The sequence below is a fragment of the Burkholderia mycopellens genome (assembly GCF_964265025.1).
Classification (GTDB): Bacteria; Pseudomonadota; Gammaproteobacteria; order Burkholderiales; family Burkholderiaceae; genus Burkholderia.
The window spans coordinates 862,029-880,395 of record NZ_OZ183802.1; the positions used below are offsets into that span (position 1 = coordinate 862,029).

10 protein-coding genes are annotated in these 18,367 nt (G+C 65.1%); 7 read left to right on the plus strand and 3 right to left on the minus strand.

Translation table 11 applies throughout. The features are described 5' to 3' along the window. Positions 1–1,156: 1,156 nt before the first annotated feature. Genes ACPTTC_RS04045 through ACPTTC_RS04055 form a run of 3 tightly spaced genes read right to left on the minus strand, consistent with a single transcriptional unit; the run spans position 1,157 to position 3,760 of the window. A complete protein-coding gene (locus tag ACPTTC_RS04045; RefSeq protein ID WP_423391618.1) occupies positions 1,157–1,810 on the minus strand; it encodes an ABC transporter ATP-binding protein in 654 nt (217 codons plus the stop codon). Then, positions 1,807–2,598: an ABC transporter permease gene (locus tag ACPTTC_RS04050; protein WP_423391619.1), complete on the minus strand. Its 792-nt coding sequence runs from the start codon at positions 2,596–2,598 to the stop codon at positions 1,807–1,809. Before ACPTTC_RS04050 ends, ACPTTC_RS04045 begins: the two co-directional genes overlap by 4 nt. A gap of 7 nt (positions 2,599–2,605) precedes the next feature. After that, positions 2,606–3,760 (minus strand): hypothetical protein, encoded by a 1,155-nt coding sequence (locus ACPTTC_RS04055; protein ID WP_423391620.1) that lies wholly within the window; start codon positions 3,758–3,760, stop codon positions 2,606–2,608. Between the two features lie 478 nt (positions 3,761–4,238). On the opposite strand from ACPTTC_RS04055, the gene ACPTTC_RS04060 reads away from it, so the two are divergent. From ACPTTC_RS04060 to ACPTTC_RS04090, 7 genes are all read left to right on the plus strand, one after another. Continuing rightward, positions 4,239–5,444, plus strand: coding sequence for a capsule biosynthesis protein (locus ACPTTC_RS04060; protein ID WP_423391621.1), 1,206 nt, complete (start codon positions 4,239–4,241; stop codon positions 5,442–5,444). Positions 5,445–5,448: 4 nt separating this feature from the next. Further along, the gene (locus ACPTTC_RS04065; RefSeq protein ID WP_423393311.1) at positions 5,449–6,228 is read left to right on the plus strand and encodes an SDR family NAD(P)-dependent oxidoreductase; all 780 of its coding nucleotides are present in this window, start codon (positions 5,449–5,451) and stop codon (positions 6,226–6,228) included. After that, positions 6,225–7,754 (plus strand): LTA synthase family protein, encoded by a 1,530-nt coding sequence (locus ACPTTC_RS04070; RefSeq protein WP_423391622.1) that lies wholly within the window; start codon positions 6,225–6,227, stop codon positions 7,752–7,754. The genes ACPTTC_RS04065 and ACPTTC_RS04070 overlap by 4 nt, the downstream gene beginning before the upstream one ends. 3 nt (positions 7,755–7,757) lie before the next feature. Beyond that, positions 7,758–15,389: an SDR family NAD(P)-dependent oxidoreductase gene (locus ACPTTC_RS04075; protein WP_423391623.1), complete on the plus strand. Its 7,632-nt coding sequence runs from the start codon at positions 7,758–7,760 to the stop codon at positions 15,387–15,389. After that, entirely contained in the window at positions 15,386–16,303 is a 918-nt protein-coding gene (locus ACPTTC_RS04080; RefSeq protein WP_423391624.1) for a UDP-3-O-acyl N-acetylglycosamine deacetylase, read from the plus strand. Before ACPTTC_RS04075 ends, ACPTTC_RS04080 begins: the two co-directional genes overlap by 4 nt. Positions 16,304–16,367: 64 nt before the next feature. Continuing rightward, positions 16,368–17,696 (plus strand): aminotransferase class I/II-fold pyridoxal phosphate-dependent enzyme, encoded by a 1,329-nt coding sequence (locus ACPTTC_RS04085; RefSeq protein WP_423391625.1) that lies wholly within the window; start codon positions 16,368–16,370, stop codon positions 17,694–17,696. Next, the gene (locus ACPTTC_RS04090) at positions 17,693–18,367 is read left to right on the plus strand and encodes a GNAT family N-acetyltransferase (protein WP_423391626.1); all 675 of its coding nucleotides are present in this window, start codon (positions 17,693–17,695) and stop codon (positions 18,365–18,367) included. The genes ACPTTC_RS04085 and ACPTTC_RS04090 overlap by 4 nt, the downstream gene beginning before the upstream one ends.

An 18,367-nucleotide genomic window follows, 5' to 3' on the forward strand; every position in this document is an offset into this window, starting at 1 on the left:
GAAGATATTTTCACATCCTGCATGAATTTTCCAGTGTGTTGAGATTGCCGGTCGCGGACGCTCGAATTTTTTAGATGAGGAACTGCCTCTGATGCCTTTCTTATGCGCTCCCGTGGCTCGAAAAAGCGTGGTGGTGGTGATCATCGCCGGGGAAAGGCGTCGAGTTGCTGGATATGAGCGACTCACGACCATCATCACATTCGTGGCGTACCGCGAATGTGATGTACGCTGCGCGGGAGTGGGGCGATCGTCAACCCTACGTCGGTGTTGCAAATCTGTCACAGCGATGCTCTGGTGCGCGTTCGTCGCGATATTCGACATAGGTCGGGAATGCTATTCGGCTGGTTGATCGGCCGGGTCGCAGTATTTGCTCCGATGAGGGGATTGCGCAAACGTTGCACCGTGCCGGGGCGCGATGCGGGGTCGGTGAGAATTGGACTCGCGGATGACGCACAAATGCGCACGACATCTCATGTGATCAAGTTCAGATAATGTCAGAGCCAGATGAAAATCCCGTTTCTCGGTCATTTTTTCAACTTGACATGTGCCATCAGTTCAGATTTCCGGATGTCGTTGCTGGTCCCATTCGTGGGTTGTCGTGACGTAGTGACTATGTTGCCGGTCACGTGTTACCGATTACCGGATTCGGCGGTGAGCATCGGACAACTGCGCAAGCAATGCGTTGACATTTGGTGCAGGGGGATTATCCCTCGAACCACGCACGAATCAATATATTGCAGGTGGCTTTCCTCATGATCCGAGCGGCGAGTTGACGAACTTGAGCGAATGCATCCGAGCCAAGCGAGCATCCGTCGAAACGCGGCTCATGCGCGCATTGGGCGGTACGGCGCGTGTAATCGAGCCTCGGCACGCACTCATGGTTGTCAATGTAGATGGGGTGTTTAAGAAATTCCGTCGACGACCTAGGGTGGGGCAAGCCGCGATCAAAAATTGACCCCAGCTATTGTGATCGGGAAGTCATTGATGGGACGTCGAGCGTTGACTCATCGGAAGCCGGGCACGGACGGGGGCGCAAGGCAGCGACCTGGGTCGATGCCTTGGCCGCAAACCGAAGGAAGGCGGCCGGTATCGAACATTGTCAACGGTTGCTGCCGATGCGTCGCATTGTGCGGATGCTGGTTTGAAGCGACAGCGATTAGCTCGACAACAGATGGTAGTGATGCAGTGCTTCGTCGACGGAGTCGAAGTCGTGCAGTTTGCCGTTGTCGAGTACGGTGGCACGGCTGCAGTGCTCGCGAATGTATTGAGGGCTGTGTGAGACGATGATCATGGCGCGATCTTGTCGCTTCTCGAATAGCTCGACGTGGCATTTTTGATGGAAGCGGCTGTCGCCGACCGCCACGATTTCGTCGATCAGGAAGCAGTCGAACTCGACGCCAAGCGATATGGCAAAGGCCAGCCGGGCTCGCATTCCGGAAGAATAGGTCTTGACCGGTTCCTTCAGGTAGATGCCCAGTTCGGAGAACTCTTCGACAAAATCGATGGCCGGCTGAATCGGCGCGCCGTAGACGCGGCAGATGAAGCGGACGTTGTCGAGTCCGCTCAGGCTGCCCTGAAATGCGCCGCCGAAGGCGAGTGGCCATGAAATGCTGATGCCGCGGTGGATGCTGCCGCTTGTCGGCAATTCGGCGCCACTGATCAGGCGGATCAAGGTCGACTTGCCTGCGCCATTGCGGCCCAGGATGCCCACCTTCTCGCCCTTTGCAACACGCAAATTGACGCCGCCGAGCACATTCCGATTGCCCGAGCGCGTGTGGTACGTCTTTACGATGTCGTTGAGAATGATCATTCGGGTTCCACGCGCCGGCCGGTTTCCCGAACGAGCGCGAGCCCGATCAGCAACAGCACGGCGTTGAACGTTGCGAAATACCAGGGGTCCTCGTGCGTATGCACGGCGGCACCGAAAAATCCGTGCCGGATCATTTCGGTGCCATGCACCATCGGCACCCAAAGCACGAGATGTCGGTAGCTCGGCGGTACCCAGTCCACCATGAATGCTGCGCCGGACAACGGAAACATCAGATAGGTCACGATATGCCAGACCCGCTCGATCGTCTCCGATCTTTCGGAGAGGGCCCCCACGGTGAGGCTGAGCGCGAACGCAAACCAGCACAGCAGGAACCACCCGATCAGAATTGTCAGGATATCGACGGGAAAGCTCATCAGCCCGACGGCCGAGAATGCGATCGTGAGGACGATCAGCGACGACGTCGCGCCGATGATTTCTAGAATGATGCGAGTCGCGATCACATCGAAGGCGCGCACGTTCCGGTGGTAGAGCAACGCCAGGTTGACGTCGATGGCCTTGACCGATCGGTTGCTGCAATTGCGCCACAGTATCAGGGACGAATAGCCTGTCACTGCAAACGCGGTGATCGGCAGCGTGCTTCCGTGCGTCGCCTTGAGTAGCGTCCAGAGTGTCGTGATGCCCAGAGTGAACAGCATCGGCTCCAGGAACAGCCACATGAAGCCGATATTGTGGCGGCCATACCGTGTGATGACCTCGCGCATGATGAGCGCACCCATCACACGCATCTGGATCTTGAATGACCGAGCGAAGGACGATTGTGGTTGCATCGCGGACTCAGTCCTTGTGCTCTTTCACGCCGGCGATGAAGATGGTGAGGATCCCCCACGCAACGATGCCCATTAGAAATGTCGCTGCGATGGATTGCAGTCGCTTTGGTTCAATTGCGACGTCAGGCTTGCCCGGCTGGACAATGCGTTCGAGATACAACTGCTGGCGCTGGGCTTCGGCGCGAGCATTCTCGAGAGACGTCATGGCCGATGCGAGTTCCTTGTTTGCGAATTCCGCGTCCAGTTGGAGTCGTACGTAGCTTGCCGCCTTGTCGGACAGCGAACCGCTTCGGCCAGTGACCGAGCCGGTCATCATCTCGATCTGCTTTTGCAGCGTCGCGATGCGTGTCTTGAGTGGCGCGACCTGGGGGTTCGCAGGCGCGGCAGACTGCAGTTGGACGAGCAGATTCTGAGCGTCGAACTGATCCTTTTGCAGGCTGGCGATCTGCTGCAACTGAAGCGCGGATTGTTTGTCCGGGTCGAAGACTGCCTTCGAGTTTCGGTAGGCCGCCAGCGCGGCAGCGGCGTCCTTGGCCTTGGTTGCGGCCAGGTTTACCTGATCTTGCGAGAATTTGATTGCGTCCCGTGCTGCGCGCGCGTTGATCTGATTGACGAGGCGTTCGCTGTACTGCAGTAGGCGTTCGTTGATGTTTTGCGCGTCTTGCGAAGTAAACGACCGGACCTTGAGCGTCGTGATCGACGCGGAAGAATCGAAATCGACCGTAACAACGTGATTGCCGTAGTACTTCCACAGGGCTTCGAAGCTGTCGTCAAGGCTGTGGTGGAAGCGGCTGACAAAGTCGCCGCGGTCGCCATAGGCCTTCTCGATGTACTTGCCCTGATTGAGTTCCTGCAACGCATCGCGCGAGCGAATGTAGTCGATCACCGGATAGGTGTTGGCGTCTGCGCTGGAGAGGCCCGAACCCTGCAGGAGTGCGCCGACAACGCTGGTTTGCGTGACGCGCTGCGGACTCCGCACCACGAAGCGCGATTCCGACACATAAACGTCGGATGCGATCAAGCCAAAATATAGCGTCGCGATCGCTGTCGGCAAAACCACCGTAATAGCGAGCAACGGATTGATTTTCTTGATGCGCGCGAACAGACCTTTTTGGGGGCTGCGCAGAGGCATAGTGGCGGAGCTGCTTGATACGTGTTCCAAGTCGATTTCCTGGCTAGTGGCTCGTTCCAGTTTGAGGATTCGATACCGGACTTGATCAACGAACGGAAATATCGCCACATTCTGACGCACGTCGCATGATCGATGGGTGCATATCGAATGATTGTGACGGCTTGATGTCGCGGACGCGTTTGCCCAAAGGCAAGGCGGGGCGAGGCTTACGAAATGTCCGGGGATTCGCTCGCCGAGCACCGTGCGGTGCACCAAGGGCACGTAATTATAATGACCTCGCCTCGACTGCGCTACCTAGTCGGTGACGGTTTCCGAGTTGTTATTTTGGGGTGGGGTAGTATTCGTCCGGTCGGCAATGTTGTATATTCCATGCACCTTGCGCGTGTCTATTTTTGCCAACGGAAAATAAAGTTCCTGCCGGCCGCCCCATGATTTGAATTGAGGACTCTGCCGCGGCAGGCTGTCGCTTGGTCGACTTACATCCACTTACTTCCCGTTGCTTTACCGCATGCGACGTTCCTTTTTGCTTTTGCAAGGTACGGCTTCGCCGTTTTTCGGGCGCCTTGCGGTTGCCTTGACCGAGCGCGGGCATGCTGTCCGCCGAGTGAATTTTTGCGGCGGAGATGCCTTGTATGGGGGTGTTTGCGATGCCTGGAATTTTACGTCGTCGTCGGAGCTGTTACCGGACTGGTACTCGAAAATCCTGGCCGGTGGAGAATTTACCGATGTGTTGATGTTCGGGGATTGTCGGCCCATCCACCGGCCGGTGCATGCCGTCGCGAAGCAGGCCGGCGTTGTCGTGCGTGTGTTCGAAGAGGGCTACGTCCGTCCGAACTGGCTCACGTTCGAGCAACATGGTGTCAACGGCCGTTCGCTGCTGCCTCGTGATCCGGCGTGGTATCTGGAGCGTCGGGCTGACATCCCTGCCAGTGCGCCTGGGCGAGAGACCGGCTATAACTTGCGTGAGCGGGCGTTCCACGATATCCGCTACCGTCTTGCGAATGCGCTGTATGCGTTCCGCTTTCCGCACTATCGAAGCCATCGGCCCCAAAACGGATTCGTAGAGTACGCGGGACTTGCCTCGCGTGCGTTGAAATCGCGGTGGCAACACCGACATGCGGACGAGGTGACCCGGGAGCTGCTGGAGTCGAGGCTGCCATATTATCTGTTTCCGCTCCAGCTCAACTCGGATACGCAGATCGTCGTCCACTCCGAGTTCGATGGGGTTCGGCACGCGATCGAGCAGGTCATGCGGTCGTTTGCTTCACACGCGCCGATCGGGAGCTGCCTTGTGATCAAGAATCATCCGCTTGACACGGGGTTGATCGACTATCGCCGCTATGCGCAATCGCTTGCCCGGGAACTCGATATCGGAAACAGGTTGCGCTTCATCGACGCCGGCCATTTGCCGACCCTGCTCGATCACGCGCTGGGCGTCGTCCTGGTCAATAGCACGGTGGGTCTGTCGGCTTTGCATCACCGACGTCCGCTCATCGCATTGGGCGACGCAATTTATGACATCCCGGGGCTCACGTGGCAGCAAGGTCTGCACTCGTTCTGGACCGAGGCGGAACCGCCTGATATGGCACTCTATCAAGCCTTTCTTGACTACGTGATTCACCATACACAGATCAACGGTGACTTCTATACGCGTAGAGGTATCGCCATGGCCGTTTCTGAAACGGTACGTCGACTGGAGGCTTCGCGTGTCTAGTGCGATGACGCAGCGAGTCGTGATCACCGGTGCAAGCGCAGGTTTGGGCCGGGCGCTCGCATACGCCTATGCGCAGCCGGGTTGCGTGCTGGGGCTTGTCGCCCGCAATGCGGCGGAACTTGAAGTGACTGCCGAGGCGTGTCGAGCGCGTGGGGCAGAGGTGTTGACTGGCGTGGCTGACGTTCGTGATGCCGCCGCAATTGGCGCCTGGTTGGTCGAGTTTGATAATCGCTATCCTATCGACCTGTTGATCGCGAATGCGGGGATCGCGAGCACGCTCGCGTCAGCGGGCGACTGGGAAAGGCTGGATCGCACGTGCGCCGTTGTCGACACAAATTTCTACGGCTCAATGCACACGGTGCTGCCGGTACTCGATCGGATGCGTTTGCGCAAGCAGGGGCGCGTCGCGATGGTCAGTTCCTTGGCGTCGCTCCGCGGGATGGCGATTTCGCCCGCATACTGCGCGAGCAAGGCTGCAATCAAGGCATATGGAGATTCGGTGCGGCCACTCCTGGCCCGAGACGGCGTCGGGATGACCGTCATTCTTCCCGGTTTCGTGAGTACTGCGATGAGCGATGTGTTTCCTGGCGACAGGCCATTCATGTGGAGTGCGGCCCGTGCTGCGGCCCACATTCGTCACAAGCTCGACGCCGGGCGCGCTGAAATTGCTTTCCCAAGACTGCTGTCGGTGGGGATGCGCTTGTTGACGATACTCCCGGTCCAAGTGGCCGATGCAATTCTAGATCGCCTGTCTTATCTGCCACGCGAGGAGCGTGTCAATTGAACGGTGGAATCGCGTTGACGCTTGTTGTTGCAGCAGGACTATCGTTCGTGCCGGACAGGATCGCGATGCCGCGAGCAGGTTGGCGTCGTCCGGTAGCAGCGTTGATGCTCCATATTCTTGCGGTATCGTTCGTTTTCGGAATCGTACTGGCCGTCACGTCACGCCCGATCATCTCGGCATGCACTTCGGTTGCGCTCGTCGGTCTTGTCGCTGCAGTTAGCAATGCAAAGTACGAATCGTTGCGTGAACCCTTCGTGTTTACCGATCTCAGTCTTTTCAGTCAGCTGTTTTCGCATCCGCGACTGTATCTGCCGTTTTTGAGCCTGGGCAAGGTCGCCGCCATCGCAGGCGGGATTGTGATCGTGATGGGTGGTTTCATTGCCGAGCGGCCGACTGCATCAGGTTCCAGTTTCGCGGCATGGTGGCTGGTCGCGGCATCGCTGTTCGCCGGACAACTGCTTGCTGCGCGCTTGACGCTGACACTCGAGCCGGCCGCCGATCAGTCCGGGAACGGTTTTTTTGCCGTCTTTGTTGCATATCTGCTGAACGGTTTGCGTCCATCGACACTGGCGCTTTTCAGGCGTTCGCTCGTGACCGGACCCTATGCGACCGGGGGGCCGCGCCGGCACCCGGACGTGATCTTGATCCAGAGCGAATCGTACTTCGACATGCGTCGTATCAGCGGTGCGCTCGAGTCGTCGGCATACGCCCGCCTGGACCGTGCACGCGGCGAATCGGTGTATCACGGAAAGTTGTCTGTGCCGGCCTGGGGGGCAAACACGATGCGCACGGAGTTTGCCGTATTGACAGGGCTGCCGCAGGCAGCGCTAGGATATGCGCGTTTCTATCCTTACGCTTTCGTGCGCAATGCTTGCGCATCTCTTGCGCGCTGGTTTTCGCGTGGAAATTACGAAACCATCGCCATTCACCCGTACTACGCGGATTTCTTCGGTCGGAAGCGCGTATTTCCAATGCTCGGATTCGAACGGTTCCTCGATATCGAACATTTTGCGATGGCGCGCCGTTGCGGCCCGTATATTTCGGATGAGGCTGTCGCGGATACGATCGTTGCCGCGCTTGATGCGTCGCGTGACCGTCCACAGTTTATCTTCGCGATGACGATGGAAAACCACGGCCCCCTGCATCTCGAGCAGGTTTTGCCCGGAGAATCGTCTTCAAGGCATACTCTTGGCGAAGACGCCTCCTGGCGCGACCTGACTGCATATCTGCGGCACATTGAAAATGCAGACGCAATGATCGGGCGCTTGCTCGATTATTTGCGCACCAGCGATCGTGAAACAGTCGTTTGCTTCTACGGCGACCACGTCCCCGCACTGCCTCATGTCTTCGAGAAGCTGGGCGTTATTCCGCAACACAGCGACTACTTCATTTGGCGGAATTACGGCGCAAATGCTCCCGAATGCCGGAATCTGGCGGCCGAGGAACTCGGTTCGGTACTTTTGCGTGTGGTACAAGATCACGGAAATTGCACGAAACAGCCGTGCGCGTCCGAGAAAGCGACATAAAAGATGAACAGTAAGATTGCAATAATTGGGGTGGCTTGTCGGTTTCCCGGGGGCGCAAACAATCTCGGCGACTTCTGGCAACTGCTCCGCGACGAACGCGACGCAGTCACCGAAATCCCCGCCGACCGCTTCGGCACCGATTTCTACCAGCACCCGTCCAAGCGCGAACCGGGCAAGAGCTACACGTTCTCGGCCGGCGTGCTCGACAACGTCGCCGGCTTCGATGCCGCCTTCTTCGGCATTTCCCCGCGCGAAGCGGCGCAGATGGACCCCCAGCAGCGCCTGCTGCTCGAACTCGCATGGGAAGCCTTCGAGGACGCCGGCGTGCGCCCGGCCGACATGCGAGGCAGCAACTGCGGCGTCTACGTCGGCGTCGCCAGCACCGACTACGGCAACCGCAACATGGACGATCTGAACGTGATCGATCCGTATTCGGCGACCGGCAACACCCTGAGCATCGCGTCGAACCGCGTGTCCTACCTGTTCGACCTGCGCGGCCCGAGCATGTCCGTCGACACGGCCTGCTCGTCGTCGCTCGTCGCGCTCCACCAGGCCGTCAAGGCGCTGCAGTCCGGCGAAGCCGACGTGGCGCTCGCCGGCGGCGTCAACCTGCTGCTGCACCCGTTCGGCTTCGTCAGTTTCTCCAAGGCGTCGATGCTGTCGCCGCGTGGCCGTTGTCGCGCGTTCGACGCGACCGGCGACGGCTACGTCCGCTCCGAAGGCGGCGCATTCGTGCTGCTCAAGCCCCTCGATCGCGCGCTCGCCGACGGCGACACGATCCATGCGGTGATCGCCGGCTCCGGCGTGAACTCGGTCGGCCATTCGCCGGGCGGCATCAGCGTGCCGGGCGCGGCCGCGCAAGCATCGCTGCTGCGCAGCGTATACGCGCGCGCGGGCATCGACCCGCAGTCGCTTGCTTATCTCGAAGCGCACGGCACGGGCACCGCGGTCGGCGATCCGATCGAAGCGCGCGCGCTGATCGACGTCGTGTCGGGCGAGCGCCCGGCGGATCGTCCGCTGCTCGTCGGTTCGGTCAAGACCAACATCGGTCATCTCGAGACGGCATCCGGCATGGCCGGGCTGCTGAAGGCCGTGCTGTGCCTGAAGCATCGCGCGGTACCGCGCTCGCTGCACTTCGTTACGCCCAATCCCGGGATCGATTTCGACGGCGGGCGTCTGCGCGTCGTCGATCGCTACATGCCGCTCGACGCGGGCGACGCGCCGCTGACGGTTGGCGTCAACTCGTTCGGCTTCGGTGGAACGAACGCACACGTCGTGCTGACGGAGGCACCGGGTGCAAACGAGGCGTCGACGGCCGCGCCCGAACCGACGCACGCGCAATTGTCTCCGCTCGTCCTGACCGCGCGCAGCGCGAACGCGCTCGGCGCGCTCGCGGGCCGCTATCTGGCGATGCTCGACAACGGCGGCGACTGGCAGGCACTGGCCGCCGCGGCCGCACGTCGGCGCCAGTGGCTGGAACATCGCGCAATTGTTGCCCCGGCCGACCAAGCCGAAGGCCGCGCCGCGCTCGCGGCGCTGGCCCAACCGGCGTCGGAAGGGCTGCCGGCGTGCGTGGCGACCGGCCAGGCTCCGGCCGACGCGGTGCGCACCGCGCTCGTCTTCTCGGGCAACGGTTGCCAGTGGGTCGGGATGGGCAACGAACTCTATTCGGAGAACGCCGTCTTCCGCGCGGCGCTCGACGAAGTCGACGCGCTGTGGTGCGCCGATGGCAGCCCGTCGCTCGTCGACGTGATGCGCGGCGGCCCGAGCGCGGAATGGCTGGCCGGTGCGGGCGCCGAATGGCTGGCCGCGACGGAGAACGCGCAGCCGCTGCTGTTCGCGATCCAGGTCGGCATGATCCGCGTGATCGACGCGCGCGGGATGCGTTACGACGCGGCGATCGGCCATAGCGTCGGCGAGATCGCCGCGGCGTGGGTGACCGGCGCGCTGTCGCTCGCCGACGCGGTGCGCGTGATCAAGATCCGCAGCCGCGCGCAGGCGATGACGCGCGGCAGCGGCCGGATGGCGGCCGTCGGCATCGGCGATGCAGCGGCGCGCGAACTGATCGCGCGCCACGGGCTGGCGCGGCGCGTCGAGGTCGCGGGCATCAACAGCCCCGATGCGGTGACGCTCGCGGGCGAGCTGCAGGGATTGCAGGCGCTGGAAGCCGCGTTGCGCGGCAGCGGCAAGTTCTTCCAGATGCTGGATCTCGACTACGCGTTCCACAGCAGCCACATGGACCGCATCGAACCGGTCGTGCTGGCCGAACTGGCGAGCCTGCGGCCGCAGCCGGGCAACGGCACGTTCGTGTCGACCGTGACCGGCGGCGCGCTGGCCGGCACCGAACTCGATGCCCGCTACTGGTGGCGCAACATTCGCGAGCCGGTGCGCTTCGGCGACGGTATCGCGCATCTGATCGAGCAGGGTGTCCGGCTGTTCGTCGAGGTCTCGCCGCATTCGATCCTGCGCACGTACGTGAAGCAGGCATTCGCGGCGGCCGGCGCGACCGGCGTGGTGCTGCCGACGCTCAAGCGCGATCACGGCAGCGCGGCAATGCTGCGGCAAGCGATCCTCGCGGCGATCGCGCACGGCGCGAGCGTCGATCCCGGCCGCTTCGCGCCGGGCGAATCGCGTGCTGCATTGCCGTCCTATCCGTGGCAGCGCGAGCGCTTCTGGCTGACGCCGACCGTCGAAGGCTACGGTCTCGTCAATCGCCGTCGTGAGCATCCGCTGCTCGGCTATCGCCTGCACGAGCACGCATTCGCGTGGGAAAACCAGCTCGATCCGGCGAAGCTGCCGATGCTGGCCGATCACGTCGTCGACGGCGGCGTGGCGTTCCCGGGGGCCGGGTACGTGGAAATGGCGCTCGCCGCGGCACGCACCTTCTTCGATACGCCGGATGCGGCGCTCGAAAACGTCGAGATCCGCACGCCGGTGGTATTCCAGCCGCAGCAGGCGAAGCTGTTCCGGCTCGTGATCGAGCCGCGCACCGCGACCTTCACGATCGAGACGCGCGACCGGATGTCCGGCGGCGCCTGGACGCTGAACGTGACGGGGCGGATGCTGGAAAGCGGCAACGCGCTCGGCGATGCGAGCGTCGTGCCGTCCGGCGCGCTCGATTGCCTGCTCGCGTTGCCTGCAGCCGACGGCGACACGCTGTACGCAAACACGGCAGCGATCGGCCTCAGCTACGGGCCGGCGTTCCGCTGGGTCCGCACCGTGCGGATTGCCGCGGATGACGGCGCGGCGCTGGCCGACATCGCCGCGCCGGCCGCATGCGGCGACGCGCGGGCGTTGTCCGCTTATCTGCTGCATCCGGCGCTGATGGACAGCGGGTTTCATCCGCTGTTCGCACTGCTTGCGGCGCACGCGCGCGAAGGCGAGCATCCGGCTTACGTGCCGGTGCAGATCGGTCGGGTCGACTATCTGCGCGGCGACACGGTCGAGCGGGTGCTCGTGCGGATCGACCGGCACAGCCCGCATTCGATCGTCGCGCATTTCGAATTCCTCGACGCGCGCGGCGCGATCGTCGCGCGGCTCGGCGCATGCCGGTTCCGCCGCGTCGATCTCGTCGGCCGTCGGCAGAACCTGCCCGCGCGCTTCGTCTACCGCCTTGAAGAAGTGCCGCTGCCGGGCGACGTCGACGCGGCCGGTTTGCCGGCCCCCGATGCGCTGCTCGCGCAGGCCGTCGCGCGGCTCGAAACGACCGGGCACGACGGCCGCCGGACGCAGCATCTGACCGAAATCCTGCCGCTGCTCGATGTGCTGGCGAGCCTCTACGCGCTCCGCGCGTTCGATGCGCTCGGCGCATTCGCCGGCACGTGGCAGCCGGCGGCCGGGCGTGCGGCGTTGGCCACGCGTCTCGCCGACATGCTGGTCGAGGATGGGCTCGCGCATCGCGATGGCGCGCTGCTCGTGCGCGACGACGCGGCGTGCGCGGCGTTGCCGCCGCTCGACGAGCTGTGGCGCGGGCTGCTGGCCGAATCGCCGGGGCACGTGGCCGAGCTGACGCTGCTCGCGCATTGCGGCGCGGCATTGCCGGACGTGCTGGACGGCGCGAAGGACGGTGCACGTCTGCTGTCGCCGACCGGGCACAGCCTGGTCGAGCAACTCCTGGCCGCATCGCCGACGTGGCAGCACGTACATGCGTTGCTGAGCGCAAGCGTCGAGCAGGCGGTCGACGGATGGCAGTCGGCACGCCGGTTGCGCGTGCTCGAACTGGGCGCGACGGACGGCGACGTGCTGCAGACGCTCGGCATGCATCTCGCGACCGCGCACTGCGATCACACGATCGCCGCGCCAGCCGGCCAACTGGCCGGGTTCGACGCGGATGCGGAAGCGGCGGTGCGCACGGTTGCGCTGCAGTCGGGCGAGCGGCTGTCGCTGGCGGCCGACGAAGCCGGTCCGTACGACCTGATCGTCGCGAACCGCGCGTTGAGCGGCCGTCACGATGTGGCCGATGCGTTGAATGCGATGCGGTCATGGCTGGCGCCGGGCGGGTTGCTGCTGCTGGCCGAGTCGCGTCGCGGCCGTTTCTCCGACATCGTATTCGGCGCGCAGGCTGCGTCGACGGAAGCCGACGCGCCGGTGCCGCTGGCGCCGGCGGATCTCGATGCGGCGCTCGCACGCGCGGGCTACGTCGATGTCGTGCGGCACGTCGAGCAATCGCTCGATCTGGACGGCACGCCGACGTTCGTCATCGCGCGCAACCCCGCAAGCGCCGTGGTTGCGCAACGCGGCGACGATCCGAGCGATCTCGATACGCTGGCACGCAGCGAGCAATGGCTCGTGGTGCACGCACCGGATGCCGCCGGCAGTTTCGGCGGGCGGCTGGCCGATGCGCTGGCGCGCGCGGGCTATCCGGCCGATATCGTCGATACCACGCACGCGGCCGATGCGATTGCGTCGTTGCCGGCCGGGCAGCCGGCGCATGTCGTGTTCTGCGCGCCGGAGACGCCGCTCGCGGAATCGGCGACGGGGGATGGCTTGATGGCCGCGCAGCGTAACGGCGTGATCGCCCTTGCGGCACTCGTTCGCACGCTCGGTGCGCAGCCGAACGCGGCTACGCGGCTGACCGTCGTCACGCGTGGCGGCGCGCCATTCGCAGGGGCCGCGAATGCGCATCCGGAACAGGCGACGCTGTGGGGCCTCGGTCGCGTGCTGGCGAACGAGCATCCCGAACTCGCGTGCCGTCTGATCGACGTCGATCGAGCGGCGGACCGGATCCCCGACGCGCTGATCCGCGAGCTGACCGGCGCAGCGCTCGAGGAAGAAGTCGTCCTGGGTGCACACGGGCGGCAGGTGCCGCGCATGCTGACCGCCGCGCAGGCCGCGGCCCGCAACGATGGCGCGATCGCGCGTGCGGCCGTGCTCGCGTTCGATGCGCCGGGCTCATTGCGCAATCTCGAATGGTTTGCGTTGCCGGAAAGCCCGCTGGGCGACGACGAGGTGGAGATCGAGCCCGTTGCCACGGGCCTCAATTTCCGCGACGTGATGTATGCGATGGGGCTGTTGTCCGACGAGGCGGTCGAGACCGGCTTCGCGGGCGCGACGATCGGCATGGAACTGTCCGGCCGCGTCGTCCGGGTGGGCAAGGCCGTGACGGAATTCGCGCCGGGCGATGCGATGCTCGGCTTCGCGCCGGCTTCGTTCGCGACGCGCGTCAGGACGCGTGCGCAGGCGATCGCACGGAAACCCGAGCGGCTGTCGTTCGAGGAAGCGGCGACCGTGCCGACCACGTTCTTCACCGCGTACTACGCACTCGTCGAACTCGCGCGCCTGCGTCGCGGCGAGCGTGTGCTCGTGCACGGCGGCGCGGGTGGCGTCGGGATCGCCGCGATCCAGCTCGCGCGCCATTTCGGCGCGGAAGTGTTCGCGACGGCCGGCAGCGACGAGAAGCGCGAGTTCGTGCGCCTGCTCGGCGCGGACCACGTGCTCGATTCGCGCAGTCTCGCGTTCGCGGACGAGATTCGCGCGCTGACGGGCGGCCAGGGCGTCGACATCGTGCTGAATTCGCTCGCCGGCGAAGCGATGGTGCGCAGCATCGATACGCTGCGGCCGTTCGGTCGTTTCCTCGAGCTCGGCAAGCGCGACTTCTACGAAAACAGCCATATCGGGCTGCGGCCGTTCCGCAACAACATCAGCTATTTCGGTATCGACGCCGACCAGTTGATGGGGGCGCTGCCCGAGCTGACCGCGCGCCTGTTCGGCGAAGTGATGGCGCTGTTCGCGGCCGGCGTGCTGCATCCGCTCCCGTACCGCGCGTTTCCGGCCGAACGGGCGGAAGATGCGTTCCGCTACATGCAGCAGGCGCGGCAGATCGGCAAGGTGCTCGTGACCTATCCGTCCGGCACGCCGGCGCCGACGCGCGGCGTCACGCGCGCGGGCTCGCTCGCGCTCGATCCGCATGGCACGTACCTGGTGGTCGGCGGCACGGGCGGGCTCGGTTTCGCGAGTGCGCGCTGGATGGTCGAGCGCGGCGCACGCCGGCTGACGCTGGCGAGTCGTTCCGGCGAGCTCGCTGCAGCCGCACGCGAGGAAGTCGAGCGCTGGCGCAAGACGCTCGGCGTCACGGTCGATGTCGTGTCGTGCGATGTGACCGACGCAGCGGCGGTCGATGCGATGATCGACGCGATCGGCCGGCGCGACAGCCCGCTCAAGGGCGTGCTGCATTCGGCGATGTCGATCGACGACGGCCTCGTGCGCAATCTCGACGATGCGCGCATGGCCGCGGTGCTCGCACCGAAGGTGGCCGGCGCGTGGAACCTGCATCGCGCGACGCGTGCGTTGCCGCTCGACCTGTTCGTGGTCTATTCGTCGGCGACGACCTATCTCGGCAATCCGGGGCAGTCGAACTACGTCGCGGCCAACAGCTTCCTCGAGGCGCTCGTCGAACATCGCCGCGCGGCGGGCTTGCCGGGCACGTTCATGGCCTGGGGGCCGCTCGAGGACGTCGGCTTCCTCGCGCGCCACGCGGATACGCGCGAGGCGTTGCAATCGCGGATTGGCGGTGCATCGATCACGTCCGACGAGGCGATGGTCGCGCTCGAGCGCGCGCTGGTGGCGGGCGCGGCGGGCGAAGCGGTGGTCCGGCTCGACTGGCATGCCGTGGCGCGTGGGATGCCCGCCGCGAAGGCGCGCCGGTATTCGCTGCTGCAATCGCATGCGAAGGGCGGCGATGCGCGCGACGGCGGCACGCAGCTGCGGGAAGAAGTGCTGGCGTTGCCGCGCGACGAAGCGATCGCGCTGGTTGCCCGGACGCTGCAGGGGCAGATCGCGCGAATCCTGCACATGACGCCGGATCGCATCGCGCTCGACAAGTCGGTGCTCGACATGGGCATGGATTCGCTGATGGGGATGGAGCTCGGCCTCGCGGTCGAGGAAGCATTCGAGGTCAAGCTGTCGGTGATGGCGATTGCCGAGGGCGCGTCGGTGACGACGCTGGCCGGACGTATCGTCGATTCGATCGGCGCGTCGACCGATGCGGACCCCGGTTCCGCGACGGATGCGGCGCAGGACGCCGTCGCGGCGCTCGCTGCGAAGCATGCGATCGACGGCGAAGCGCGCGCGATGCTCGATACGCGGCAGGCGCCCGTGGCGGGCCAGGCGTCATCGACGCTGGAGGTCGCGCGATGAGCGCGCCGGCCGGCTGGGCATCGCGTCAGGGCACGCTGGCACGTCCGCTGGCGATCGACGGTCACGGGCTGCACACGGGGCGCCGGGTGGGCGTGCGGATCCTGCCCGCGCGTCCGGAAGAGGGCGTGACGGGCATCGCGTTCCGTCGCGTCGAGCACGGGCGCACGCTCGCGACGCTGCCGGTCGATCCCGCGCTGCGCCGCGCGCAGCCGCTGTGCACGATGCTGCGCAATGCCGACGGCGTCGGCGTTCGCACGATCGAGCATCTGCTCGCGTCGCTGCTCGCGTGCGAGATCGATCACGCGGTCGTCGAGCTCGACGCCGAGGAAGTGCCGATTCTCGATGGCAGCGCCGCGCCCTGGGTGGATGCCATCCGCGCGTGCGGCCGGGTCGCGCTCGACGCGCCGAAACGCTTCATCCGCGTGCTGCGGCCCGTCGTCGTCACGGACGGCGAGGGTGGCCAGCGGCGCGAAATGCGGATCGAACCGGCGTCGCGTTACGAGCTGAGCGTGCGCAACGACCTGCGCGGCTTCGGCGACATGCACTGGGACGGCGCGCTGACGCCGGCCGCATTTGCGGCCGAGATCGCGCCGTCGCGCTCGTACGGGCGCGTGAAGTGGGCGGTGCCGGCGATCGTCGCCGGCTATCTGCGCGGGGTGCCGATCCTGCGCGGCGCGCGGCCGTCGTGCACCGCGTCGATCGTCGGCAATCGCGTGCTGGGCGGGATGCGGCTGCCGGAGGAGTTCGTCCGGCACCGCGTACTCGACCTGATCGGCGATCTCGCGCTGGCCGGCGCGCCGCTGCTGGCGCGCGTGAGCGCGTTGCGGCCGAGCCACGAGATGAATTTCCGGCTGGTCGATGCGTTGCTGGCCACGCCCGATGCGTGGCAGTGGGCCGAGTTTTCCGAGGCCTGAAACCACGCTTTTTCATATTGCGCGGCGTAACATAGCGTCTTTTCGAGATACAGCGAAGGACGCAATGGCACTGGGAGAACACCTTCGCCAGCAACTGGCGGCGAAAGCGCTGAAACGGCAACTGGAGCGCGCGACCGATGCTGCCGCGGCACCGGGCGTGCCCGGCACGCCGGCCGCGCAGACCGCCTCGGCGCGCAGCCGCTTCGAATCGATGCCGCAGTATCAGCAGGTGCGGATCATGCGCGAGATGGGCGAGAAGCTGCGCGTCGACTCGCCGTTCTTCCGCGTGCATGACGGCATCGCCGGTGCGACGACGCAGATCGGCGGCCGCGAGTACCTGAACTTCGCGAACTACAACTACCTCGGCCTTGCCGGCGATCCGGCCGTGTCTTCGCGCGCGAAAGCCGCGATCGACCGCTACGGCACGTCGGCCTCCGCGAGCCGGATGGTAGCGGGCGAGCGCCCGGTGCAGCGCGACCTCGAGCGCGCGCTGGCCGCGTTCTACGAGACCGACGACTGTGTCGCGTTCGTGAGCGGCCATGCGACGAACGTGACCGTGATCGGCGCGCTGTTCGGCCCCGGCGATCTGGTCGTCCACGATTCGCTCGCGCATAACAGCATCGTGCAGGGCGCGCAGCTGAGCGGCGCGAAGCGGCTGAGCTTCGCGCACAACGACTGGCAGGCGCTCGACGAACTGCTCGCGCGCGTGCGCCGCGAATACCGTCACGTGCTGATCGCGATCGAAGGGCTGTACAGCATGGACGGCGATTTCCCCGACCTGCAGCGCTTCGTCGACGTGAAGACGCGCCACGGCGCATTCCTGCTGGTCGACGAGGCGCATTCGCTCGGCGTGCTCGGCGCGACCGGCAAGGGCATCCGCGAGCACTGCGGCGTCGCGCCCGACCAGGTCGACATGTGGATGGGCACGATGAGCAAGACGCTGGCGGGCTGCGGCGGCTTCATCGCCGGCTGCCAGCCGCTGGTCGACATGCTGCGCCACCTGGCGCCGGGCTTCCTGTACAGCGTCGGGCTCGCGCCGACGCTCGCCGAAGCGTCGCTGGCCGCGCTCGAGCGCCTGCAGGCCGAGCCTGAGCGCGTCGCCCGGCTGCAGGCGCGCGGGCGGCAGTTCCTGACCGAGGCGCGCGCGGCCGGGCTGAACACGGGCACGAGCGCCGGGTTCGCGGTCGTGCCCGTGATCACGGGCAGCTCGCTGAAGGCCGCGCAATGGGCCAATGCGATGTTCGACGAAGGGATCAACGTGCAGCCGATCTTCTATCCGGCCGTCGAGGAAAAGGCCGCGCGCCTGCGCTTCTTCATCTGCTCGACGCACGAGCCGGAGCAGATCAGCCGGACGGTCGCCGTGTTGTCGCGTCTCGCGGGGCGCAGCGCATGACGCCGGCCGGCGCGTTCGCGCAAGCGGTGCCGCGCGCCGGTGAGCGCGTGCGGTTTCGTGCGGCCGATGCGGGCGACGCGGCGGCGTGCGCGCCGCTCATGTTTGCGTCCGGCGTGGCCGAATTCGGGTTCTTTCTCGGCGAAAGCGACACGCGCTGCATCGCCTTCCTGCGGCAGGCGTTCCGGTCGCGTCACGGGCGCTTCTCGTGGCGCCGGCATCGTGTCGCGGTCGCCGACGACGGCACCGTGCTCGCCGTGATGGCGATTCACGACGGACAGCAGACGATGTTCGACGACGTGCATGTCGTGTGGGCGCTGGCGCGCTTCTTCGGCGTGCGGCGCACGATTGGCCAATTGTTGCGCGGGCTGATCCTCGAAACGGAAATTCCGGCGCCGAAACGTTCGCAGATCCTCGTCGCGCATTGCGCAACCGACGAGCGGCAGCGCGGCACGGGCATCTTCAGCGCACTGTTTCGCGACGCGCTGGACACCGGTGCATTGCCCGCCGACGGCAGTCGCGACGTCGTGCTCGACGTGCTGACCCGCAACGTGCGGGCTCGCGCGCTGTACGAGCGGCTCGGGTTCACCGCGCTGTCGCGGCCACGCGCCCGTTCGCGCCGGCTGCCCGCCGAACTCGATTCGATCCGGATGCGGCTTTCTCGCCGCGCCTGA